Genomic DNA, 23,946 nt, shown 5'->3' on the forward strand with positions numbered 1-23,946 from the left:
ATCTTTTTGTCGTTTAGACCGCAGAATGAAGGATTTGTAAATCGTTGCCGTTCGGGAGCAAATTGTCATATAATGAAATCATTCGAGAAATTGCATTTATATTACCCGCAGCTTTGATAAAAATTATCTATGTAGGGGTGACAGGGATGAACATGAACCAGTTGGAAACGCTGCTCACCATATCGAAGACCATGAGCTTCCGCAAAGCTGGAGAGCTGCTCAACCTGACTCAGCCGGCCGTATCAGCGCAAATCAAAAGCCTGGAAGACGAGTTCAAGACGATTCTGATCGACCGCAATCAGCCCGTTACCCTGACCGACAGCGGCAAGCTGTTCCTCGAGCATGCCGAGCGAATTTTGCAAATCGTCGACGATTTGAAGCAAAAGCTGACGGACCTGAACCAGACGCCTCAAGGTCACATCCATCTGGGAACGACGACATCGATCGCGATGCAAATTTTGCCCCGGGTGCTTTCTTATTTTCAGGACCAGTTTCCGCTGATCAAAACGACCATCCATTCGATGACCTCCTCCCAGATTATGAGCAGCGTTGAAAACGGAACGGTCGATATCGGCATCACTTATTTGTTCGAAAAACATCCGGCGCTTGAGTCTTCCGTGCTTTATTACGATACGTTCGAGCTCGTTGTCTCGCCTGAGCATCCCTTAAGCGTATATTCCCATATGCCCATAGAAAAGCTAAACGATATTCCGTTCATTATGCTTTCCCCGGAAACGGCCGGCAGGCGGTTCGTCGACCAGATTTTCAGCAAGCTGAACATGGTGCCGCGGGTTGTGATGGAGCTGCAAAGCAGCGAGGAAGTGAAGCGGATGGTGGAGCTGAACCTGGGTGCGGCGATCATCTCCAAAATGTCCATCTCCAAGGAGCTGAAAATGGGGACGCTCAAGATGATCAAGGTCAACGAGCTGGAAATCAGCCACCCGGTCGGCGTCGTGTACAAGTCCGGGCGGTACCTCAGCTCCGCGCTGCACCAGTTTTTGCGAGACCTCAAAGGAATGGAAGAACACCAATTTTTCGGTTCGGAGTGATAGATTATGACCATGTTCGACCTACATACCCATCACGATCGCTGCGGACACGCCAAGGGCAAAATCCGCGATTACATCGAATCGGCGATTCGCCAAGGGCTGCACGTGATCGGCATTTCCGACCATTCGCCGTATTTCGGCAGCGAGAAGGACCACGAACAGCCGGGAATTGCGATGGCCAAAAGCGAGTTTCCGCGTTATGTCGCCGAGGTGCTCAGCCTCAAGGAGGAGTATAAGGACCGGATCGACGTCCTGCTCGGTGTCGAGTCCGATTTTTTCCCCGAGCACGTCGAGACGTATCGCAAGCAGTACGAACAATATCCGTTCGATTATATCATCGGATCGGTTCACCAATCCGGAGGCGTCAGCATTTTTAACAAAAAACGGTGGAACGGCTTGTCCGATGAGGAAAAAGTACGGCAAAAGGAAATTTATTACGACCTGATCGCGGACTCTGCGCGCAGCGGCATGTTTCAAATTCTCGGCCATATCGACGCGATGAAAGGGTTCTACCCTTCCTTCGCCGACATCCAGACGGAAGCCGTCGACCGTACGCTGAAGATTATCGGCGAGTGCGGCATCGCCATCGAGATCAACACATCCGGCAAAACAAAAGATTGCGGCGGCTGGTATCCGTCCGATTCGATTCTCGAACGGGCTCTGCACTACGGCGTCAAGGTGACGTTCGGCTCCGACGCACACGTCCCCGACCGCGTGGCCGACGAGTTCGATCTTGTCGCGAAGCGGCTGAAGGAAATCGGCTTCCGATCATGGGTGTATTATAAGCAGAAGCAGATGCATGAAGTTTCTTTGTGATCACCCCCTAAATCCCCCTCTAGGGGGACCCCAGGCGCTCGGGCGCCCTGGACCCGCCCTGTTGGAGCGGCTGCTTGCTGCTAGTTCGCGTTTGTCCGGCATGGATTTTTCGCCTTCGGCCGAAAAATCTGATGCCGGACACGCTGTACTTTTGGTGCGGTGCCTGGGGAGTCGGTTCGTGCCTCATGCTCGCGATTGTCGGGCAAGGTTTGCTGGCGCAAACTTATGCCCGACACGCTTCACTTTGGTGCTGAGAGTACGGCAAAAGAAACAAAATCCCAAAGATCGCACCGCATCGGCCATACGGCCGAAATGCGGGCGGTCTTTTTTTAGTGAAAAAAACAAATAATTCTTTTCAATTTACACTTGAACCTGACGTAACGTCATGTTTTATAGTATAGTTACCGGTAAACAGCTGTCGCAGCAAAAAGGAGATGGTTATGAAGCGGCTTTGGAAAGTCGGGGAGCTTGCCAAGTTAACGGGACTCACGATACGGACGCTCAGGTTTTACGATCAGATCGGCCTGTTCTCGCCATCGGCCCATTCCGACTCGGGACACAGGTTGTACAACGAAGCCGATTTGGCAAGGCTGCAGCAAATTTTATCGTTAAAAGAGCTCGGCTTGTCGCTGGACGAGGTGAAATCCGTATTAAACGGCGAGCGCTACAGTCCGCTGGAAATCGTGTCGCTGCAAATCGCCCGTTTGAAGGAAAACATCCGGATGGAACAAAAGCTTTTGGCCGAACTCGAGCACGTATCCAGCTTGATGCAGCTCAAACAGCCTGTTACGGTTGAGGATTTTACCAAATTGCTGGAAGTTATGAAAAAGAGTCACGAAAAATATATCATCGAACGTCAAATGACGTGGGAACGGCATCTGGACCTGCTCGGCAGCTTCGTCGACGGACGTTCGGACGAGCCAAATTAAAGGAGCTGAAATGATGAACGAACGATCTATCGTACACAACACCTTCGTCATTGAACGGGTGTATCAAGCCTCGCCGGCCAAAGTATTTGCCTCCTGGTCGGACCCCAAGCTGAAGGAGCAATGGTTTCCCAAAGCCGAGACCTTCGAGTTTCGGGTTGGGGGCACCGAGCTTACTCGCGGAGGTCCTCCCGGCGGACCGGTATACGTCTTCGATGCCCGGTACCAGGAAATCGCCGCGGACGAGCGCATCGTTTACACCTATACTTTGGATATGGGCGAAACGCGGATATCGGTTTCCGTGGCGACCATTGAGTTCAAACCGGAGGGAAGCGGCACGAAGCTGATTTTAACCGAGCAGGGCGTCTTCCTGGACGGATACGATACGCCGGCCCAGCGCGAGCACGGCACCAAGGAAATGCTGGACAGGCTGGGAGAATCGCTCCAAACAGCCAAGGAGGGACGGGCATGACGGAAAACCGAGCGGCAAACAACGAAATCAGCGCACCGGAAAAATACGAGTTTGTGTCAACGCGGGTAATCAATGCCTCCCCCGCCCTCGTTTACGAAGCGTGGACAAACCCTGAGCATTTGGCGCAATGGTGGGGTCCGAACGGCTTTACGAACACTTTTCACGAATTTGATTTGCGGCCGGGAGGGATATGGGAGTTTGTGATGCATGGACCGGACGGAGTCGATTATCCCAACAAAAGCGAATTTGTCGAAATTGGACCCGAACGGATCGTGCTGCGGCATATTTGCGCACCCTATTTTCAGCTCACGGCAACCTTCGAGGATCTTGACGGCAAAACCAAGCTGACTTGGCGTCAGCTTTTCGAAGACGCTGCCGTATTTAACGCAATCAAGAAAATCGCGGTTCCAGCCAACGAACAAAACCTGGACCGTCTTGAAGCGCAATTGCAGAAAATGTCCGTCTGAGATTCCAAGCTGCTTCTCATGCAGCATCGCCGGCCGGCCGTAGGGCCGGTTTTTTTTGCGGCAAAAAAAAGAGACCCGCCAAACGGTGGCAGGTCTTAAAGATATATATTTTAAAAAGGGGGTCTTGGTTATTATCATATACAACGAACATGTTAATAACGTAACAGAAATATTTCATTTGTGTAACAAAAATGAAAGCGCTATTCTTATTGCCGGTTGAATGCAGGCTCCACACGGTTTCTGCCTTTCCGTTTAGCCTGGTACAAAGCTGCGTCGGCCGCTGCGACCAGCTGTCCCCCAGGCCAAAGCGGAAAAGACGATACGCCGATCGATACGGTCACCGGAACCGCGTTCCCCCCCACTGTGAAAGGCTCGCCCTCAACCCGCTTGCGGATGCGCTCCGCCGCCTGCACCGCTTGTTCCGGGCCGCAGCCCGGGAGCAGCACGACGAACTCCTCACCGCCGTACCGCGCCGCTACGTCTTCCGAACGCAGCTGCGACCGGATGCGGACAGAGAGCTCCCGGAGCACGGCATCCCCGCTTTGGTGACCATGCGCGTCGTTGATATTTTTGAAATAATCGATATCGATAAAAGCAAGCGACAAAGGCCTTCCGAGCTGGGCCGCCGTCTCCGTGTAACGGTCGAATGCGACCTCAAAGAAGCGCATATTGTACAGCTGCGTCAAATGATCCTTCGAAGCCTCTTCCGCCAGCAGCCGGCTCCTTGCCTGTTCCTTCTGCATGGAGCGAATGAACGCAGCGGCCGTGCAGCAGCCAAGTAAACTGACCGCTTGCGCCAGCATAAACGATGAAGGGCTGCCCGCCATCCCCTGCCAAACGTACAAGGATGGAACAAACAAGGCGATATGCAGCACCGCCGTATGGGCGGACGCAGGGAAACGGAGCTTGCCCGGCCTCAAATACGAGGCCACTCTCGCATATAAAATAAGCGCAAACAGCTGTACCAGAAGCTGCTGGCCGTCAGGCGCAGCCCCCCGGATTGCGGCTTCCCCGGCTCCGATCGCCATACCGGCCGCAACGACGGACACGGCGGGCTGCCGCATAAATGCCAGCGCGATCAGAGGAACGTAGGCGATATGGACAAGCCGGGAAAAAGCCGATCCGTACATGATGCAGGCCGCCGCCAAGCCTGCGGCAACCGCGGCCAAACCTAACCCGATCTTCACCGGCAAGGCGTCGCCCCGACTCCAGCCGCGATTTTGACAGACCTGCCTTATTCCATAGGAAATCGCTACGAGCACACTGACGGCAGCCGCAGAATCCTTGATGAGCAGTGTCCAGATCATGAAATCCACCGCCTTCCCGTTATACTTCTATCGTATGTAGGCGGAAGACCACTCGTCACTATGTTTTCGTTGCGGCTGAGTACCTTCTCACGTATAATGCGTACATAGACTCGTATTACATCGAAAGTGCGGTGTTTGCATGGCTGCTATGTACGATTATCACCATCTGGTCCATGTCAAGGAACAAAGCACGAGCCGAAAAACGCTTTGGATCTCGCTTGGATTAACTTTGTTTTTTACTGTCGTAGAAATCATCGGCGGCATCGTCTCCAACTCTTTGGCGCTGCTGTCCGATTCGGCTCATATGATTTCCGACGTGATCGCGCTGGGCCTTAGCATGTTTGCCATTTATTTGGCGACCAGGCCGCCCAACGCCCGCTATACGTTCGGTTATTTGCGCTTTGAAATCATCGCTTCCTTTCTGAACGGGCTGGCGCTGTGCCTTATTTCGCTAGGCATTTTCGTCGAAGGCGTACGCCGCTTCCTTCACCCGGAACCGATTGATTTCAAGCTGATGTTAATCATCGCCTGCATCGGGTTCGTCGTCAATCTCGTGCTGACGCTTGTGCTAAGCCACAGCGCGCATGAAGAAGAGAACCTCGGCGTGAAAAGCGCCCTTTGGCATTTTATCGGGGATCTGCTCAGCTCGCTCGGCGTTATCGTTTCCGCCGTCATTATTTACTTTACCGGAATCCAGTGGGTCGACCCGCTGATCAGCATGGTGATCGGAACGATCATTTTTATCGGCGGCGTTAAAATCATCAAGGAATCGTATTTCATCCTCATGGAATCGGTGCCCGATCAGTTCGATCTCGACGAAATCCGTCATGCGATCGCCGAGGTGGAGGGCGTTGAAGACGTGCACGAAATGCACCTTTGGGCGATTTCCACGGGGCATTACTCGCTCACCGCCCATGTGTTCATCGACGATAAAATTCAGCCGTTTTGCATCATTCTCGCGATCAACGAGACGCTGCAGAGCAAATACGGCATTCATCACTCCACGATCCAAATGGAGCATGCCAATATTCATCCGCATGGGGAGTACGGCCGGGAATTTTTGAAAAACCGCGAGCTGCATTCGCATTCGTAAGGGTAAAGCAAAGCGGCAGCCTCCGCCAGGAGAGCTGCCGCTTTCATTTTTCACGAAATGTTCCGTTATTTCCTTTCGTACCAGTACCCGGTAATGCCTTTGTCCATCCGCACAAGCGCTTCGAGATAGTAATAATCTCCCCAGATCACGTGATCGTCCGGGGCAAGGCCGCCCCTGATATGGTAAGAGCCGTGGTTCAGCAAACCTTCGGCATTCGGTTCCCCGGTGGTCGCATACTTTTCCACAAGCCCCTTCATGGAACGGTTCAACCCTTCTTCGAGATACGCCCGGTCGCCGTCATCCGCAGGCAGCAGGGAAAGCAGCTCCAGCAGCCCGGCGGACGTAATTGCGGAAGCCGAGCTGTCGCGGTACGTATCCGCATTTACGGGCACATCGAAATCCCAGTAGACGACATGGTCTTCCGGCAAACGCTTGAGGAAATAACGTGCAAGCCGTTTCGACGTTTCCATATACGCCTTATCGCCGGTGTAACGGTACGAAAGTGCGAAGCCGTAAATCCCCCACGCCTGGCCCCGCGTCCAGGTCGAGCCGTCGCGGTACCCCTGGTGCGTGCCGCCGCGCAGCGAATCTCCCGTTTCCTGGTCGAAATAAAACGTATGGTACGACGAATCATCGCCGCGCACAAGGAAACGGCGGCTTTTCTCCGCATGAATGACCGCGACGTCGCGGTACTTTTCGTTGCCGGTTTGCTCATAGGCCCAGTACAAAAGCGGAAGGTTCATCATGCAGTCGATAATGATCCGGCCTCCGTTATTCGGATCGCCTTCCGGCCCCCAGGCTTGAATGAGCTGCGATTTCGGGCGCCACCGCTTCATCAACGCGTCGGCCGCTTCGAGTGTCAGCTTGCGGGCGGATTCGTCTTTTTCCACAATCCACTGCGCCTTGGAAGAAAGCGAATACAAAAATCCGATGTCGTGATGATCGAGACTTACGTTGTTGTCGAGCCTTTGCCGGAAGCTTTCGACGGTTCTCCGCGCCGCCTGACGAAACGCATCGTCGCCGGTATACTCGTAGCACAGCCACAGCATGCCGGACCAAAAGCCGTCGGTCCAATCCGTATTCGGATTCAGCTGGTACTTGCCCTTGTCGCTGACATGCGGGAACAAGTCGCCGTAACGTTCGATATTGGCCCGCGTTTTTTGCACAGCATCTTCAATCGCTTTTTTCCACATGAAAAACACTCCTTTTATATGATGAATGAAAAATACACCTTTTCAGACCATGCTGGACATACGCGGAATGAGCTTCATCGGAATGCGGATTTCCCTGTCTCCCGTTTTAAGCGGCGAATCGGCTTCCGCCCGGTTCGCTTCCAGATGATCCAGCATCATTCGAACGGCGAGCTCGGCTTGCCGGTCGTAATCGATGTCGAGCGTCGTGATGGCCGGGTAACAGGCAGCCGAAAAAGGATCGTTATTGATGCCGACGATTTTGACATGCTCCGGCACGCGGGTGCCGTCCGCAAGCAGCTTGGACATGAAAGCGAGCGCGAGCGAATCGTCAAACGCCAGCACGCCGACGGGACCGGCATTTTCCGCGACTTTGTCCTTGATCTGTGCAGCTGCCTGCTCCAGAGAATCCGGGGACGGAGTGATCTCCAATACGGCAGCCGGAATTTGCGAGGGCTCGGCATATAAGGAAACCCCTTCGCGAAAGCCGGTCAGCCTTTGTTCGTTAATCGCCAGCGCCCGCCTGCGGCTCAAATAAAACAAGGAACGGCAGCCTTGATCGGCCAAATGGCGCACCGCCTCGGTGCATCCGCCGCTGAAATCGAGGTTGACCGCACCGAGCGCAATATCCTCCGGCCAGCCCCAGCCGTTAAACAACACAAGCGGGGTTCCGTCACCGACGATCGCTCTCGTTGACTCGGGCGACATCGCGAGCCCGTGGCAAAACAAGCCGTCCACGCGGCGGGACAGCAGCACTTCGAGATGGCGTTTTTCCATATCGGGATTCATCCCGCCCGCCGAAAATACGGACATATGGTAGCCGTTCGCATGCGCCGCTTGCTCCATCGCTTCGGCAAAACGGCCATAATACGCGCCGAAGCTCGGTACGATAAGCCCCAGCTCGTAGGATTTTTTCCTGCTCAGATTGGCGGCTATCGCATTGCGCCTGTACCCGAGCTCTTTGGCGGTCTGCTCGACCTTGCGGATCGTCTCTTCCGTCATCGGCACGTTTCTCCGGTTAAGCACGTTGGAAACGGTAGCGATCGAGACGCCGGCCGCTTCCGCAATATCGACGATAGTGACGGATCGTTTGCTCATATGCTGCTTGCTCCTCAGTAATTTAAACGTTTAAATGAATTGTATATTGAAACGTTTAAATCGTCAAGAGGCATGTGGTTGACCACTGTCATGCGACAGTACACCGCGCGCTGGGAGCTGCACGCAGCACGTTAAGATCTCGGCATGCCGCTCCCCCCGCAGCGAATTGCGATCCGAGTCGCATTTTCGCGCTCTCGGGCGCCGGCGATGCGGGCTCCCGCGGCCGAGAGGCGGTTTTTCCGCTTCTCGGCTCTCCTGCGGCTCTCTCCCGCAGCAAAACAAATCCTGAGAGCGCATTTTCGCGCTCTCGGGCGCCCGCGATGCCGGCTCCCGCGGCCGAGAGGCGGTTTTTCCGCTTCTCGGCTCTCCCGCGGCTCTCTCCCGCAGCAAAACAAATCCTGAGAGCGCATTTTCGCGCTCTCGGGCGCCCGCGATGCCGGCTCCTGCGGCCGAGAGGCGGTTTTTCCGCTTCTCGGCGACGCCCGCTGCGTGAATGCCGCACAGGCTGCTCGCATCTACAACGTCCATAATTCACTTATCCTTGTTTTGGTTAACCATAACATTTCTAATCGTTCCCGTATAATAACAATCTGCCGAATCTTAACCTTGCCTCCAGCTCGATCTTCAATTTGCAATTTTCACAGCAATGCATGCCTTTCCTGTTCATTTTAACACGCCGGTAAGCGTCGCTGCCTTCCCAAACTTTGAACGGCTTCTTGCATAAATAACACGTCGCTTCGTAAGAAAACATTTTGCAGGACCTTCTTTCCAACAAATTCTGTCGTTTGACAAGATTTATCTTACAGAGCAGCTTCTATGATCATTTTACTTACCGTTCGGTAAAATTTCAAGAGGCCGACATCCATTTCTAAAGCTTTTAAAATAAGGATATCCTGAAGTTGAAAATATCCGGTTTGTTGAGTAAAGTTGCAAGTAGACAAGCAGCAAAAAAAGGAGCAGTGTCATGATGAACCACAACAATACTCAGGAAATAATTATCGAAGCGACATTTGCGCTTTTGGCGCAGCATGGCCTGGAGAAAACCAGCTTATCGATGATCGCCGAGAAAGTGGGCATTACAAAACCCGCCATCTACTACCATTTTCCCTCTAAAGAAACTTTGGTTGATTATATTTTTGACTTTATTTTTGCCAATCATAGCTTTTCAACTCATTTTCCGATGAACGATTACACGAAAGAAAATTTTCAGGAACGTTTGATTCAGGACGGACTGCGCATGCTGGACGGTTATAAAAGTCAGCCTCATAAATTACGTGTAGTTCAAGAATTTATTTTAAGCGCCGCACGCAAAGAAAAATACAAACATAAGTTGAAATCGACTTTGGAAGCTTCTTTACACGGTTTCTGCGAACTGCTGGAACATGGAGTAAAAATGGGCGTTATTCCGCCTGGAAAAACAACCTCGGATGCGCATATGCTTGCACTTGTCTTAGACAGTATTGGCGGTTATATTCTTATGGGGGTTGACTTTGACTATGTCCAGGTTTGGGAGCAGGCGGTAAAACACGCGATGCGGCAAAGTTGATCTCTTCCAAATCCTTAACGTCGATTACCCTTTTTCTCTCTTTTTTGCATTTATACAAAAACAAAAAAAAGCCTTCCCGCGCTGCGTTAAGCGGGAAGGCTTCCTTATTATGTCGTTTATATCATTACATGCCGAGCCATTTCTTGAACAGAAGTTTCGTCGTATCGCGGTTCATCGCGGCGATCGACGTCGTAAGCGGGATGCCTTTCGGGCAGGAGCGCACGCAGTTTTGCGAGTTGCCGCAGCCCTCGATGCCGCCGTCCTCCATCAGCGCTTCCAGACGCTCTTCGGCGTTCATTTCGCCCGTCGGGTGAGCGTTGAACAAGCGAACCTGGGAAATCGCGGCAGGACCGATAAACGACGTCTTGTCGTTGACGTTCGGACACGATTCGAGGCAGACGCCGCAAGTCATGCATTTGGCCAGCTCGTACGCCCATTGGCGCTTCGATTCGGCCATCCGCGGTCCCGGACCGAGATCGTACGTACCGTCGATCGGAATCCACGCTTTCACCTTCTTGAGCGCGGTAAACATGCGTTCGCGGTTAATGACGAGGTCGCGCACGACCGGGAATGTCTTCATCGGAGCGACGCGCACCGGCTGCTCCAGCTTGTCGACGAGCGCCGAGCATGCCTGGCGCGGCTTGCCGTTGATGACCATAGAGCAAGCGCCGCATACTTCCTCAAGACAGTTCGATTCCCAGCATACCGGTGTCGTCTTTTCCCCTTTGGCGTTAACCGGATTGCGCTGCACTTCCATCAAAGCGCTGATCACGTTCATGTTCGGGCGGTAAGGCACTTCAAATTCTTCCGTATACGGTGCGGACTCCGGGGAGTCCTGCCGTGTTACGATGAACTTCACAGTTTTTTGATCGGCCATGATCAATGTCCTCCTCCCTTTTTATCTGTGGAGTAGTCGCGTTTACGCGGCGGGATCAGTGACACGTCGACATCTTCCCATTCGATCTTCGGACCGTCCGGCGTCCAGGACGCCTTCGTCGTCTTCATGAAGTTTTCGTCGTCACGCTCAGGGAATTCCGGCTTGTAGTGCGCTCCGCGGCTTTCGTTGCGCAGCAGGGCTCCGGTCGTCATCGTTTGCGCCAGCTCCAGCATATTCCACAGCTGGCGGGTGAACGCTACGCCCTGGTTGTTCCAGCGCGCCGTGTCGGTCATGCTGATTTTTTTGTAACGCGCCTTCAGTTCGTTAATCTTGTCCAGCGTTTCTTGAAGCTTCTTATTGTAACGCACGACGGTCATGTTGTTGGTCATCCACTCGCCGAGCTCTTTATGCAGCACGTACGCGTTTTCGTTGCCGTCCATTTTCAGCAGGCTTTCGTATTTTTCGGTGTGACGTTTCTTCTCGCTGTCATACAGAGTGGAGGATACGTCTTCGCTGTGCTTCTTCAAGCCTTTGATATACTCGACCGCTTTCGGGCCGGACACCATGCCGTCGAAAATCGCGGATACGAGCGAGTTCGCGCCGAGACGGTTCGCGCCATGGTGCTGGTAGTTGCACTCGCCCGCTGCGAAGAGGCCCGGAATGTTCGTCATCATGCCGTAATCGACCCACATGCCGCCCATCGAATAGTGAACGGCCGGGAAAATTTTCATCGGAATTTTCCGCGGGTCGTCACCCATGAATTTCTCGTAAATTTCCATAATTCCGCCGAGCTTGACATCCAGCTCCTTAGGATCCTTATGGGAAAGATCGAGGTACACCATGTTCTCGCCGTTGATGCCAAGCTTCTGATTCACGCACACGTCGAAAATTTCGCGCGTCGCGATATCGCGGGGAACGAGGTTTCCGTAAGCCGGATATTTTTCTTCAAGGAAATACCAAGGCTTGCCGTCTTTGTATGTCCAGATGCGTCCGCCTTCGCCGCGTGCCGATTCGGACATAAGCCGCAGCTTGTCGTCGCCCGGAATCGCCGTCGGGTGAATTTGGATCATCTCGCCGTTTGCGTAATAAACGCCTTGCTGGTAAACCGCGCTGGCCGCCGTTCCCGTATTGATGACCGAGTTGGTCGTGCGTCCGAAAATAATGCCGGGACCGCCTGTCGCCAAAATAACCGCATCGGCGCGGAACGTATGAATTTCCATGCTGCGCAGGTCCTGTGCGGAAATGCCGCGGCACACCTGCTCATCGTCGATAACCGCACCAAGGAACTCGTAATGCTCGTATTTCTTGACGAGGCCGGCCACTTCCCAGCGGCGCACCTGCTCGTCAAGCGCGTACAGCAGCTGCTGGCCCGTCGTCGCGCCCGCAAATGCGGTGCGGTGATGTTTCGTTCCGCCGAAGCGGCGGAAATCGAGAAGACCTTCCGGCGTCCGGTTGAACATAACGCCCATCCGGTCCATCAGGTGAATGATGCCGGGAGCCGCGTCGCACAGCGCCTTAACCGGCGGCTGGTTCGCGAGGAAGTCCCCGCCGTATACCGTATCGTCGAAGTGCTCCCACGTGGAGTCACCTTCGCCTTTCGTATTTACCGCTCCGTTGATGCCGCCCTGCGCGCAAACGGAGTGGGATCTTTTTACCGGAACCAAGGAAAACAGGTCGACGTGAACTCCGGCTTCGGCGGCTTTAATCGTGGCCATAAGACCTGCCAAGCCTCCGCCTACTACGATAATTTTAGTGTTAGCCATCGTGTATTCCGTCCCCCTTAACCTTTAACCATCTTCGGCAATTGCTGGAACTGCGGATCCAGGAACGCCGTCAAAGACATAATGAACATTACCGCCATGATCACGAACACGCCCATCCATACGTAGGTGGAAATACGCTGCGCGCGAGGGCCGACCGTAATGCCCCAACTGACAAGAAATGACCACATGCCGTTGGCGAAGTGGAACGACGCGGAAATGACGCCGATGCAGTAAAACACGAACAGCACCGGATTCGTCGCGATGCCGTGCATCAGCACTCCAAGCTCCTCATGCTCAACGGCGCCGATTGCGTACTGGAAACGCGTTTCGAAAAAGTGCCAGGCCACGAAAATAAACGTGATGACGCCGGTTACGCGCTGCAGAAAAAACATCTGGTTGCGGAAGTAACCGTAATTCGTGACGTTGTTGCGCGCCGTATATGCGACGTAAAGGCCGTAAATCGCATGGTACGCAAGCGGAATCCAGATGCCGAACACTTCCAGTGCAAGGCGGAGCGGAAGCGCGTCAAGCCAGTTGATTTGCTCGACGAAAGCCGCATGGCCGCGGGTAGCTTCGTAGTTGGTCAGCAAATGCTCGATCAAAAAAAAGCCGACCGGAATGACACCGAGCAAAGAGTGAAGCTTGCGCGAAAAATAAGAATTGCGGAACATGAATCTGGGTCCCCCCTCAATTGGTACATTTTTTCCACTGGCCTCAAAACCAACTAACATTGTACTCCCCGGAAAAACAAGCGTCAACCAATTTCTCAGCAAAAATCGACACAATGCGGACACGCCTAAAAAGCGTTTACACCATTCCGCCGACATAATGGGCATATAACGCTAGTTTTCCATGTTTCCGCAAGTTTTTATTCCGGGCCAGCCAAAAAATGTGAACAAAACGTGACGTATACATCGTACTCCTTTCTCGCTTATAATGGAAGTGCTAGTTTTTTATATAACTTTATGCGTTTTTTGCATATGACCCTCTCGCTGAAAAGGCGGTTTGCACAATTATGGAAAATATCGATGTTTTCATCGTCGTCGTCGAGCAGCAAAGCCTGAACAAAGCCTCGCAGCTGCTTAACATTTCCCAGCCTGCGTTATCGCGCAAAATCATGCGGCTGGAGGACGAGCTCGGCGTCGAGCTGTTTGCACGCAGGGGCAAAAAGCTGGAGATTACCCGGGCGGGGGAAATTTGCTACGAAATTGCCCGGGAAATGCGGCAGCTGGAGCGAAAGCTGCGCGCCTCCGTAGAGCAATTTAAAACGGCCGAGACGCAGGGCAGCATCACGATCGGCGCGAGCCTGACGACGCTGCAATCGACGCTGCCGGATTTGATTACGATTTACACGAAGGACTACCCGAACACGGACATCAAGGCGATCACGGGCAAAACGCACGAAATCGTCTCCATGGTTAAGGACAAGAAGGTCGATATCGGGCTCGTCGCCTCCAAAATCGAGCAGCCCGGCCTTACATGCGTGCCGCTGTTCGACGATCACCTGTGCCTCGTGCTGCCCGTCGGCCACGCTTTTGCCGAAATACCGGCTCTGACCGTGGCGAGCCTGCACGACCTGCCGATGATTTTGTTTTCGCGCGGCACGTGGTACCGGGTGCTGATGGACGAATTGTTTCACCGCTACGGCATTCATCCGGATGTCAAAATGGAGATTGATTCGTTCGAAGCGATCATTCGCCTCGTCTCCACTTGCAAAACGGCCACCCTGCTGCCGCAGTCGTATTTGCGCAGCGATCTGGCCGACGAGAACGGCCTGGTTGTCCGCGGCATCCCCGAGCTGGAACATACGAAGCGGACGACCTCGCTGCTGTTCACCGAAGATGCCGCAGAGCTGCCGATCGTCCGGCGGTTTATCGCCAAGGCGGAGGAGCTCAGAGAAAGGGCGCGTTAGCTGCGCGAAAAAGGGGGAGGCTTACCTGTGCCGGGTGGTGTACCTGCTAATGGTGTGAAGCCGAATACGCGGATACTCGTTTGCCGACTCGCTTTTTAACGCTTAAGTTCGCATATCTATGCCGAGCCACCGTATGTTCGCGTGCTCTTTTTCGCACCGCGTGCGGCTCCCGACGCGTGGTTTGGCATCGCATGACGTGACGTGCTCACCACATGCCAGGGGCCAATCTCGCGGCCGGACATTCAGCCGAATAAGGACGCCGTTCAATGATAGCCATTGCTATCAGGCCGCACCCGGATTTCTCCGGGTTCATAAAGGAACTACAGTGCGCTAAAGACCATTTCGAGTGGATTGCCAAAAATAAAGGAACTCAGGTGCGTAATTAGCGTGTTTTTGCCGATCCATACGCCATTTTCCCAATTTAGCGCATCCTGGTTCCTCTATTTTTTCGGATAAGCTCATTCACCCGAAGATAACGAACGTCAGTTCCTCTATGCTCACTATGAACTATGGTCTGTGCCATAGTGAACGATAAACATCTACTGCCCCTTCTCCTCCAGCGCCAGCTTGCGGGCGACGTAAGCCGTCGTGCTCGCCTGGAACAAAATCGTCAGCAGCACGGCCATAAACGTCACCGAGGCGATGATATCGGCGTGCTGAATGCCCATGCCGGCGACCATGCCGGAGAGCGCTGCAGGAATAACTCCGGTTTCGCGCACCCAGAACATAAAGACGATTTCCCGCCACGTCCATTTCGCCTTGCGGTCGGGCAGCGCGGAAATCAGCACGGTAAGCGGCCTCGCCACCAGCATAAACACGACAATGACCGCCAGGCTCGTCCACAAGTGAGCGAAAATGACCTGAAAGTTGACCTGGCTGCCGAGCAAAATGAAAATAAGCATCCGCATCAGCACGGTGATGTTTTCCGTAAAGTGGCCCATTTCCTCCAGCTTGTCGTCCATATCGAGCTTGAACACATCGGCGTTGCCCCAGATGAGCCCGGCCGTGAACGTCGCCATAAAGCCGCTCACATGAAGCGTATCGCCGAGCCAATACGCTCCAAGCGCAGTGACGACCATCGCGATCGTCGCATAATCGCGCAGCAGCCCGAGATGCATGTGCGCGGTTATATAGCTGAGCGCAAAGCCGACGACAAGGCCGACGGCGATGCCGCCGAACGCCGTGACGGCAAACTCCTCGATGCCGGAGGCGAGACTGATCTGCTGCCCGCCGACGATGACGCCGAGCAGGGTGAACGTCAAAATCGATCCGGTCGCATCGTTAAACGCCGACTCGCTCTCCACCGTCTCCCGCACCTTCGTGCGGATCTTCACCTGCTTGAACACCGGAATCAGCGTCGCCGGATCGGTCGACGAGATGATCGCGCCGAGCAGCGCCGCGTACAACCACGGCAAACCGAGCCAATAATGCGCGACGACGGTTACGGCCCCGCAGGTAACGAGCACGCCGGGAACGCTCAGCAGGGTGACCGTGAGCCATACCTTTTTCAGCCCCGATAACCGGATGTTGCGCCCTCCGTCGAACAGGATGAGCGCCGAGCCGATCGTCAAAATAAACTGGTTCGTAAACGAGCTGCTCGTCTCCGTTACCAGATGCAAAGCTTGTCCCGCTATGATGCCCGCAACCAAAAAAAGAGCGACATCCGGCAGTTTCAGCCAGTTCGCCGCTTTTCCGAACACCATGCCGAGCGCGAAAATCAAAATCAGCAAAAAAATGACATGGTGAATCATTTCCGTTATGTTGTTTTGCATGAAAAACCTCCGTTACCTGCGGATGACCTGGCTTTCGAATTCTTCGATCTGATCGTTCGTTCCAATGACGACCATCACGTCGCGTTCTTCAACGGTATCCGTCGCCGTAGGGGCGATGATGACGCCGTGCTTCTTATTGATCGCAACGACGCTGCAGCCGTATTTGGCCCGCGGGTCAAGCTGTTTGAGCGTGCAGCCGGACAGCTTCTTCGGTACGGACAGCTCCGCGATCGTGTAGTCCTTGGACAGCTCGATGTAATCGAGCAGGTTGGGCGAAACGAGCTGGTGCGCGACGCGGATCCCCATGTCCCGTTCCGGGAAGATGACCCGGTCGACCCCGATTTTCTCCAGCACCTTGCCGTGCAGCTCGGAGAGCGCCTTGGCGACGACCGTTTTGACCCCGATGTCCTTGAGCAAAATCGCCGCAAGAATGCTGGCCTGAATATCGTCTCCGATCGCGACGACCGCGCAGTCGAAATTGCGGATGCCGAGCGAGCGAAGCACCTCTTCGTCCGTCGCATCGGCGACGACCGCGTGCGTGAGCACGTCGCTCATTTCTTCGACCGCTTCCTCGTCCTGATCGATGCCTAGCACCTCATAACCGAGCTGAACGAGCTCCTTTGCAAGACTCGAGCCGAAACGGCCCAACCCGATGACCACATATTGACTACCTTTCATCTCCCACAATCTCCCTTTTTCCGGTTCATCCGAAACGTTTTTCTAGCCAATCGTAATTTTCCCTTCCGGGTATCTGTAAAGCTCTTTTTCCACTTTCGGCCCCAGCGCGTAGGCGAGCGTGAGCGGTCCGAGCCTTCCGATAAACATCATCAGCGCGATCAAAATTTTGCCGACCATCGACAAATCCGGCGTAAGCCCCATCGTCAGCCCGACCGTGCCGAACGCGGAGGTCACCTCGAACAAAATCATCAGGAAGCTGCGAGGCTCCGTCGTGGACAGCACCATCGACACGAATATAACGAGAAACAAGGCAATCATCGTCATCGTGATCGCTTTTAAAATGCGATCCTTTCCGAGCCGGTAACGAAACAGCACGATATCTTCCTTGCCGCGGATCATCGCGATCATGGCGCCGATCAGCGTCGTGAACGTCGTCGTTTTAATACCGCCGCCCGTCGAACCCGGAGAAGCTCCGATAAACATCAGGATGATGATGAAAAATTGCGAAGCCTGCCTCATGCCCGCGATATCCAGCGTGTTCGGCCCTGCCGTACGGGGCGCAACCGACTGGAACAGCGCTCCCCATATTTTGCCGGACCAGCCGAGCGGCGCAAGCGTCTTCGGGTTGGTGAACTCGAAGATGAAGATGACCACCGCCCCGATCACGATAAGCGCCCCGGTCATGCTGAGCACCACCTTGGAATGCAGCGACAGCTTGCGGTGCTTGCGGAACTCGAGCAGGTCGGATATGACAATAAACCCGAGACCGCCGAGAATGATCAGCCCCATTGCGACGATGTTCACCACCGGATCGTCGACAAACGACGTCAGGCTGCTGAACGGCCCGGTAATCGAACCGAACAGGTCGAAGCCGGCGTTGTTGAACATCGATACGGCGTGAAAAATCCCGAAATAAATCGCCGTCCCGGGACTCAGATCCATCGACCAGCGGATCGAGAAGATGACCGCGGCAATGAACTCGATCGTAAGCGAGTAGAAAATCACTTTACGGATCAGCCGAACGATCCCTTCCATGCTACCCTGGTTCATCGCTTCCTGCAGGACGAGCCTCTCCTTTAAAGAGATCCGCTTCTTCAGCATAAATGCGACCAAGGTGGACATCGTCATGAACCCGAGGCCGCCCACTTGAATAAGCAGCATGATGACGATTTGCCCGAACTTGGTAAAATACGTGCCTGTGTCGACTACAACCAGCCCCGTCACGCAGGTGGCCGAGGTCGCCGTAAACAGCGCGTCCAAAAACGGCATCGGCTGCCCGGACGCGGTGGCGATCGGCGTAGTCAGGAGCAAGGCCCCCGCGAAAATGATGACGGCAAAGCCGATCACCAAAATTTGCGGCGGAGTCAGCTCCAGCTTTTTTCTCGTTCTCTCCACGACTGAGTTCATCATCCTTTTTTGCCAAGCGGGCTTTTTTTGGGCAAACAAAAAAGACACTGGAAATCCAATGCCCGCTTATGGTTGGTTCCTGATAAAAAAGCCTACGAGGTTAGCTGTCGGGTTCGGGTTTCAGGCACCCTATCGGCGTCAAGCGATTCCGCTTCTTGCCAAATTCACCCCATTACTCATGGTTCCCCCGTTTTCCAAAAGAAATTCGGCTTTTATTCAATTGATATGAATTATATGCGCTTTATTGTGAAAGCTCAAAGTCATTTTTCATTCATTTGGTTTGATATTCCGATCAAATGCATATTTTAGAGAAGACCGGGAAGGGGCTCGCTTTGCTTTTCGGCGATTTGCCTCCGCATGCTTTTATTATCTGTTTAAAAATGAGATAATCTGACAAGAAGCCGAAACGCAAAAATCGACTATTTTTTCGAAGGAGTAATTCATGGCTACCCTTTTATTCAACCGTCGGCTGCTTATGCTGGCGCTTGCCGGCATCCTGCTGTATACGGCGGTCGCTCTCCTTTCGCAGAGCGGAGAAACCACGGAAACGGAGCGTCAGGCGGCGGATGTTCCTTCCATCAGCAAGCGGGAAGCGGCCGATGCCGCAGCCGCCTTTTTAAAGTCCGAGTATGGAATTTCGGGGAAACCGGAAACGTTCGTCGCCTATCAGTCCCGCAAAACGTTCAGCGGGTATTTGCAAAAAGCGGATTTATACGATGATTACGAGAAAAAATGGATCGCCGAATTTCCGCTTGATTTTTTCGAGGTGGAGGCCTATGTGCCGGGCAGCGGGGAGCGATATTACGTCGAGGTAAACTTTACGAACGGCCATGTGACCGCGTGGAGCAAGGACATTCCGAAAGCCGCCAAACGAGCGGACGTTGATACCGCTGACCGGAAAAAGCTGGCCGAGCAGGCACTGGCCAAACACGGATACGACCTGAACGATCTGCGGTATTTGAAGCAATCTCCGGAGGACGGCTCGTACATATTCGAAAGCGGAACGAAAACGATCGGCGAATCGAAGTTGCAGGTTCACGTGGCCGTTCAAAACAGGGAGGTCGTCCGGCTGGCTCCGCAGTTCAGCGTTCCGGAGTCTTACGAGACATGGCAGGACGAGCAGGACGAATCCGCCTCGCTGATGACCCGGATCAGTCTCACTTTTACGCTGCTTATGGTATTATTTGCGGTATACGCCGTCGTCAAGTACCGCAAATATATTACGTTTCACCATGGCCTGCTGCTGACCGTTATTTTCAGCACCGTTTATATTACCAACAACATCAATATGTATCCAGCGTTCAAAACGGGATACGGCGACCGTCTGGACGGATGGGAGGCGGTTACCTCGCTCTTTTTCATGAATTTTATCGTGTTTCTGATGGCCGCCGCCTTGTATGTCTCCTTGCTCGCCGGGCGGGAAATGTGGCAAAGCCGCGGCTGGAACGCGTGGCTTCACTGGACGGAGCCGTCCTTCGGCCGGGAAGTGCTGGGCGGTATGGGGCGCGGCTACCTGCTGTGCCTTTTCATCCTGGGCGTGCAGCAAATGCTGTTTTTTATCGCGGAGAAAAAATTCCATGTTTGGGCGGTCAACGATCCGAGCGATTCCGTCTACAATATGCTCGCGCCCGGGTTGTTCCCGTTGATGGCGTGGGCTGCGGCGATTTCCGAGGAAGCGACCTACCGGTTATTCGGCATCGCCATGTTCCAGCGCATCGTCAAAAACCGCTTCCTGGCGGTACTTATTCCGAGCATGATCTGGGCGCTCAGCCATACGCAGTACCCGATTTACCCGGTATACACGCGGTTTGTCGAGGTGACGATCATCGGCCTCATCTTCGGCTACGCTTTCCTGCGGTTCGGCTTCATCACCGTCGTTTTTGCCCATGCGTCGATGGACAGCATCCTCATGGGCCTGAGCTTGATCGACACCGGCACCGCGGCGGACATTGCCACTGGCTTGTTTTATATATTCGTGCCGGGCATCGTCGCCTATCTCATCGCATGGTATCACCGCAGCAAAGTTTTAAAGGGGGCCCTAATCTGATCCCCCAAAAGTAACGTCAACCTCCGCAGCTTATTCCGGTTACTTTTGGGGGAGCCCCTAATCTGATCCCCCAAAAGTGACGTCAACCTCCGCAGCTTATTCCGGTTACTTTTGGGGGAGCCCCTAATCTGATCCCCCAAAAGTGACGTCAACCTCCGCAGCTTATTCCGGTTACTTTTGGGGGAGCCCCTAATCTGATCCCCCCGCGAACCAAGTCCTAGTGGTAAGCTTCCTCACTCCGGGGCGGCCTGGCTCTCCTCATGGTCCGCTGTATCCACCGCGGCCGCAGCCTCCTGATCCCCGCGAAGCGCTTGGATGATCTGAGCGGCCAGCTTGGGGCCGATTCCCAGAGGCTTGAAGTCATGGACTTCGGCCTCTTTTATTTTTTTCACCGAGCCAAAATGCTTGAGCAGCGCCTTCCGCCGCTTCTCGCCGATACCCGGAATCGCGTCGAGCTGGGAGACGACCATCGACTTCGCCCGCGTCTCGCGGTGGAAGGTGATCGCAAACCGGTGCACCTCCTCCTGGATGCGCTGCAGCAGATAAAACTCCTGGCTGTCGCGCGGCAAAGGCACGACCTCCGGCGGATCTCCGCTCATCAGCTGCGCCGTCTTATGCTTCGCATCCTTGACCAGGCCGCATACCGGGATGTACAAACCGAGCTCGTTTTCGAGCACGTCCACCGCCGCGGAGATTTGCCCCTTGCCGCCGTCCACGACAACCATGTCGGGCAGCTCCAGATTTTCCTTCAAGACGCGCTCATACCTGCGCCGGATGACTTCCCGCATCGTTTCATAATCGTCCGGACCTTGCACGGTGCGTATTTTAAACTTGCGGTACTCCTTTTTGTCCGGCTTGCCGTCGACGAATACGACCATGGCCGACACCGGATCGCTCCCCTGAATGTTCGAGTTGTCGAACGCCTCGATCCGGTGCAGCGCGCCGATGCCGAGCCAGTTGCCGAGGTTTTCCGCGGCACGAACCGACCGCTCCTCGTCGCGTTCGATCAGCTTGAACTTCTCCTCCAGCGATACGCGGGAGTTGTCGCAGGCCATGCTGACCATATTTTTTTTCAGGCCCCGCTGTGGGAAATGCACCTTCACCTTCAGCCACGATTCGAGCGATTCGCGCATCTCGTCGTCCTCCGCCTCGCCGCTCGGCCCGGGCAGCAAAATTTCCTTCGGCAGCGCCGGATTGTCGCTGTAGTACTGCGTCACAAACGAGATGAAATCCTCGTATTCCTCGCCGTAATACGGGAACAGCGAAGCGTGGCGTTCGATCATTTTGCCCTGGCGCATGTACAAAATTTGCACGCACATCCAGCCCTTGTCCGTGGCATAACCGAATACGTCGCGGTCCTGCGCGTCGGTGGTCGTAATTTTCTGCTTCTCCATCACCGCGTCAATGTGAACGATCTGATCGCGCAGCTCCTTGGCCCGCTCGAACTCGAGCGCCTCCGCCGCCTCGTGCATTTTGCGCGTCAGGTCTTCCTTGATTTCCGTATGTCCGCCGTTCAAAAACTTCGTGATCTCGGTTACCATCCGGTCGTATTCCGATTGCGCCACCTCGTATTCGCAAGGAGCCACACATTGGCCGATATGGTAGTACAAGCACACCTTGTCCGGCAGCGTGCGGCATTTGCGCAGCGGGTACAGCCGGTCCAGCAGCTTCTTCGTCTGCTGCGCGGCGAACGCGTTCGGGTACGGGCCGAAATATTTGCCCTTGTCCTTTACGACCCTGCGCGTAACCTCCAGCCGCGGATGCTGCTCGTGCGTGATTTTGATATACGGAAACGATTTATCGTCCTTCAGCAGCACGTTATAGCGCGGCGTATACTTCTTGATCAGGTTGCACTCAAGGATGAGCGCTTCCATGTTGTTCGCCGTCACGATATATTCGAAGTCGGCGATATCCGCGACAAGGCGCTGCGTTTTCGCATCATGGCTGCCCGAAAAATACGAGCGGACGCGGTTTTTCAGCACCTTCGCCTTGCCGACGTAGATGATCGTACCTTCCTCGTTTTTCATCAAATAGCAACCGGACGAATCGGGAAGCAGCGCCAGCTTGCGCCGGATCGCTTCCTTCACTTGTTCCCGGTTTCGGTTCTCCGCCATAACGATTCCCCCGCTGAACAATTTCCACGTGAACAATCCCCCAAAAGTGAAGCGAACCTCTGAAGCCTATTTCTGGTATTTTTGGGGGAGCTCCCGTTAATAACGTTAAAAAAGCTCTTTTTCAGCATAGCAGAAAAAGAGCTTTTTCTCATCTATTCGCGGGCGAAATACGCCCGCAATGGACTGCCAATTTTTAAAAAATTACTGGTGGCGGGTGATTACGTTTTTGAGAGCGTCCTTGGATTGAAAGCCAACCACTTTATCGACCGGTTGACCGTCTTTAAATATGATCAGTGTCGGGATGCTCATCACGCCGAAACGGGATGCGGACTCCGGATTGTCGTCCACATTCACCTTCGCGATTTTTACGGAACCTCCGAATTCACCGTCCAGCTCTTCCAAAACCGGAGCGATCATTTTGCAAGGTCCGCACCAAGGCGCCCAAAAATCAACCAAAACGGTACCGGAACCTTCCACTTCGTTCGAGAAAGTTTGGTCCGAAACATTTACAATAGCCATGATGGATATCTCCCTTCATTTTCTATAGTGCCTATAATATAATACATCGCGAGCCGTCAACATGTAAAGTATACCACAAACCTCCGCCGTTCACTCAACGTTCTTATTATTGTCACTTTCCCCTGCTTTACAAGCTTTAAGAAAGTTGGGTATACTAACGTTACGAACGTTTGGAAAGGGGTCACACGATGAACGAACAGAACCATCCGGAGCTTCATATCAACGAAGAGCCGCGCAACGATTTTCAGGATACGTTTAACGGATTCGCCGTGTTTTTCGCCGTGCTCCTGGTAATCGCCATCATCGCGACGATTGCCTCGATGTACAAGTAAACTTCATACCTACTGCCAAAAGGTCTGTCCTGAGCTTATGCGCCGGGGCAGGCTTTTTTATTGTGTGCGGGGAGCGGCTCCCCAGGTAAGACTCCCCCCTAAACAAGATGACCGAGTGTCACAATGAGGAATGAAAATGGGCGCCATCGTCTACTTTCCCATCAAATCCCCCTGCAAGGTGGCCCCAGGCGTTCGGGCCTAGTGCCGTCAGGTTAACTCGTTCGCATGGATCGCGGGCCGAATCTGACAGACCGGGCTGCTAGAAAAGCGGCTTTTTATAATAGCGGAACTCACGTTCGTTATTTTGGGGGAAACGGACACCTTTGGAAAAATAGAGGAACTGAGATGCGCTAAATCGGCGGAAAATGGCATTTGTAGCGGGCGAACAGGCAAATAGATCACCTGAGTTCCGCTAATTTTCCTAAATATCCGAAATGGACTGATTTAGCGAATCATAGTTCCGCTATGGTCCCGCTTAACCTGACAGCATTGCGCTCGGGCGCCCCGGACCTGCCTGGTTTGAGGGGGGGGGGGCTCGCTTCTAGGTTCGCGTTTGCCCGG

General features: G+C 54.0%; 22 protein-coding genes and 1 riboswitch. Of the genes, 10 read left to right on the plus strand and 12 right to left on the minus strand.

The window, feature by feature from the left end; translation table 11 throughout:
• Nucleotides 1-146 precede the first annotated feature (146 nt).
• The 5 genes from MYS68_RS21265 to MYS68_RS21285 all read left to right on the plus strand — a co-directional run bounded on the left by MYS68_RS21265 (nt 147) and on the right by MYS68_RS21285 (nt 3,730).
• Nucleotides 147-1,049 (plus strand): LysR family transcriptional regulator, encoded by a 903-nt coding sequence (locus MYS68_RS21265; RefSeq protein WP_248927771.1) that lies wholly within the window; start codon nt 147-149, stop codon nt 1,047-1,049.
• 6 nt (nt 1,050-1,055) lie between these two features.
• Nucleotides 1,056-1,865 carry a histidinol-phosphatase gene (locus tag MYS68_RS21270; RefSeq protein ID WP_248927772.1) on the plus strand — a complete coding sequence of 270 codons (810 nt, stop codon included), beginning with the start codon at nt 1,056-1,058 and terminating at the stop codon, nt 1,863-1,865.
• Nucleotides 1,866-2,305: 440 nt separating this feature from the next.
• Complete coding sequence (locus MYS68_RS21275; RefSeq protein ID WP_248927773.1) at nt 2,306-2,794, plus strand: MerR family transcriptional regulator; 489 nt, start codon at nt 2,306-2,308, stop codon at nt 2,792-2,794.
• 13 nt (nt 2,795-2,807) lie between these two features.
• A complete protein-coding gene (locus tag MYS68_RS21280; RefSeq protein WP_248927774.1) occupies nt 2,808-3,263 on the plus strand; it encodes an SRPBCC family protein in 456 nt (151 codons plus the stop codon).
• Nucleotides 3,260-3,730 (plus strand): SRPBCC family protein, encoded by a 471-nt coding sequence (locus tag MYS68_RS21285; protein ID WP_248927775.1) that lies wholly within the window; start codon nt 3,260-3,262, stop codon nt 3,728-3,730. The genes MYS68_RS21280 and MYS68_RS21285 overlap by 4 nt, the downstream gene beginning before the upstream one ends.
• A 206-nt stretch (nt 3,731-3,936) precedes the next feature.
• Here the strand turns inward: MYS68_RS21285 and MYS68_RS21290 are convergent, their stop codons facing one another.
• Nucleotides 3,937-5,037, minus strand: a complete 1,101-nt coding sequence (locus tag MYS68_RS21290) for a GGDEF domain-containing protein (protein ID WP_248927776.1) — start codon at nt 5,035-5,037, stop codon at nt 3,937-3,939.
• A gap of 148 nt (nt 5,038-5,185) precedes the next feature.
• Here MYS68_RS21290 and MYS68_RS21295 point away from each other — a divergent pair, with 148 nt between their 5' ends.
• Nucleotides 5,186-6,130 carry a cation diffusion facilitator family transporter gene (locus MYS68_RS21295; RefSeq protein ID WP_248930975.1) on the plus strand — a complete coding sequence of 315 codons (945 nt, stop codon included), beginning with the start codon at nt 5,186-5,188 and terminating at the stop codon, nt 6,128-6,130.
• A gap of 65 nt (nt 6,131-6,195) precedes the next feature.
• Here the strand turns inward: MYS68_RS21295 and MYS68_RS21300 are convergent, their stop codons facing one another.
• The 3 genes from MYS68_RS21300 to MYS68_RS21310 form a co-directional block, all read right to left on the minus strand.
• A complete protein-coding gene (locus tag MYS68_RS21300; RefSeq protein ID WP_248927777.1) occupies nt 6,196-7,323 on the minus strand; it encodes a glycoside hydrolase family 88 protein in 1,128 nt (375 codons plus the stop codon).
• Nucleotides 7,324-7,365: 42 nt separating this feature from the next.
• Complete coding sequence (locus MYS68_RS21305; RefSeq protein WP_248927778.1) at nt 7,366-8,418, minus strand: LacI family DNA-binding transcriptional regulator; 1,053 nt, start codon at nt 8,416-8,418, stop codon at nt 7,366-7,368.
• A 63-nt stretch (nt 8,419-8,481) separates the two neighbouring features.
• Nucleotides 8,482-8,946: a hypothetical protein gene (locus MYS68_RS21310; protein ID WP_248927779.1), complete on the minus strand. Its 465-nt coding sequence runs from the start codon at nt 8,944-8,946 to the stop codon at nt 8,482-8,484.
• Between the two features lie 436 nt (nt 8,947-9,382).
• Between MYS68_RS21310 and MYS68_RS21320 the strand changes: the two genes are divergently transcribed.
• Nucleotides 9,383-9,964 carry a TetR/AcrR family transcriptional regulator gene (locus MYS68_RS21320; RefSeq protein WP_248927781.1) on the plus strand — a complete coding sequence of 194 codons (582 nt, stop codon included), beginning with the start codon at nt 9,383-9,385 and terminating at the stop codon, nt 9,962-9,964.
• A 124-nt stretch (nt 9,965-10,088) separates the two neighbouring features.
• Here the strand turns inward: MYS68_RS21320 and sdhB are convergent, their stop codons facing one another.
• The 3 genes from sdhB to MYS68_RS21335 are packed head-to-tail and all read right to left on the minus strand — an operon-like array spanning nt 10,089 to nt 13,275.
• Nucleotides 10,089-10,841, minus strand: a complete 753-nt coding sequence (sdhB, locus tag MYS68_RS21325) for a succinate dehydrogenase iron-sulfur subunit (protein WP_248927782.1) — start codon at nt 10,839-10,841, stop codon at nt 10,089-10,091.
• 2 nt (nt 10,842-10,843) lie between these two features.
• Nucleotides 10,844-12,604, minus strand: coding sequence for a succinate dehydrogenase flavoprotein subunit (sdhA, locus tag MYS68_RS21330; protein WP_248927783.1), 1,761 nt, complete (start codon nt 12,602-12,604; stop codon nt 10,844-10,846).
• Between the two features lie 17 nt (nt 12,605-12,621).
• Nucleotides 12,622-13,275 (minus strand): succinate dehydrogenase cytochrome b558 subunit, encoded by a 654-nt coding sequence (locus tag MYS68_RS21335; RefSeq protein WP_248927784.1) that lies wholly within the window; start codon nt 13,273-13,275, stop codon nt 12,622-12,624.
• 344 nt (nt 13,276-13,619) lie between these two features.
• On the opposite strand from MYS68_RS21335, the gene MYS68_RS21340 reads away from it, so the two are divergent.
• The gene (locus MYS68_RS21340) at nt 13,620-14,516 is read left to right on the plus strand and encodes a LysR family transcriptional regulator (protein WP_248927785.1); all 897 of its coding nucleotides are present in this window, start codon (nt 13,620-13,622) and stop codon (nt 14,514-14,516) included.
• A gap of 539 nt (nt 14,517-15,055) precedes the next feature.
• Here the strand turns inward: MYS68_RS21340 and MYS68_RS21345 are convergent.
• From MYS68_RS21345 to MYS68_RS21355, 3 genes are read right to left on the minus strand one after another with little or no spacing between them, the layout of a single operon-like run.
• The gene (locus MYS68_RS21345; protein ID WP_248927786.1) at nt 15,056-16,288 is read right to left on the minus strand and encodes a cation:proton antiporter; all 1,233 of its coding nucleotides are present in this window, start codon (nt 16,286-16,288) and stop codon (nt 15,056-15,058) included.
• Nucleotides 16,289-16,300: 12 nt separating this feature from the next.
• Nucleotides 16,301-16,966, minus strand: a complete 666-nt coding sequence (locus MYS68_RS21350) for a potassium channel family protein (RefSeq protein WP_248927787.1) — start codon at nt 16,964-16,966, stop codon at nt 16,301-16,303.
• Nucleotides 16,967-17,008: 42 nt separating this feature from the next.
• Nucleotides 17,009-18,376 (minus strand): TrkH family potassium uptake protein, encoded by a 1,368-nt coding sequence (locus MYS68_RS21355; protein ID WP_420852145.1) that lies wholly within the window; start codon nt 18,374-18,376, stop codon nt 17,009-17,011.
• A gap of 71 nt (nt 18,377-18,447) precedes the next feature.
• A riboswitch (cyclic di-AMP (ydaO/yuaA leader) is annotated at nt 18,448-18,594 on the minus strand.
• Nucleotides 18,595-18,815: 221 nt separating this feature from the next.
• On the opposite strand from MYS68_RS21355, the gene MYS68_RS21360 reads away from it, so the two are divergent.
• Nucleotides 18,816-20,420, plus strand: a complete 1,605-nt coding sequence (locus MYS68_RS21360; protein ID WP_248927789.1) for a CPBP family intramembrane glutamic endopeptidase — start codon at nt 18,816-18,818, stop codon at nt 20,418-20,420.
• Nucleotides 20,421-20,653: 233 nt separating this feature from the next.
• Here MYS68_RS21360 and uvrC read toward each other — a convergent pair whose 3' ends face one another.
• Nucleotides 20,654-22,534: an excinuclease ABC subunit UvrC gene (gene uvrC / locus MYS68_RS21365; RefSeq protein WP_275983501.1), complete on the minus strand. Its 1,881-nt coding sequence runs from the start codon at nt 22,532-22,534 to the stop codon at nt 20,654-20,656.
• 201 nt (nt 22,535-22,735) lie between these two features.
• Nucleotides 22,736-23,053, minus strand: a complete 318-nt coding sequence (gene trxA, locus MYS68_RS21370; protein WP_248927790.1) for a thioredoxin — start codon at nt 23,051-23,053, stop codon at nt 22,736-22,738.
• Nucleotides 23,054-23,241: 188 nt separating this feature from the next.
• Between trxA and MYS68_RS21375 the strand changes: the two genes are divergently transcribed.
• Complete coding sequence (locus tag MYS68_RS21375) at nt 23,242-23,385, plus strand: YqzM family protein (RefSeq protein WP_248927791.1); 144 nt, start codon at nt 23,242-23,244, stop codon at nt 23,383-23,385.
• Nucleotides 23,386-23,946 lie beyond the last annotated feature (561 nt).

This window comes from Paenibacillus hamazuiensis (assembly GCF_023276405.1).
Taxonomy (GTDB): domain Bacteria; phylum Bacillota; class Bacilli; order Paenibacillales; family NBRC-103111; genus Paenibacillus_AF; species Paenibacillus_AF hamazuiensis.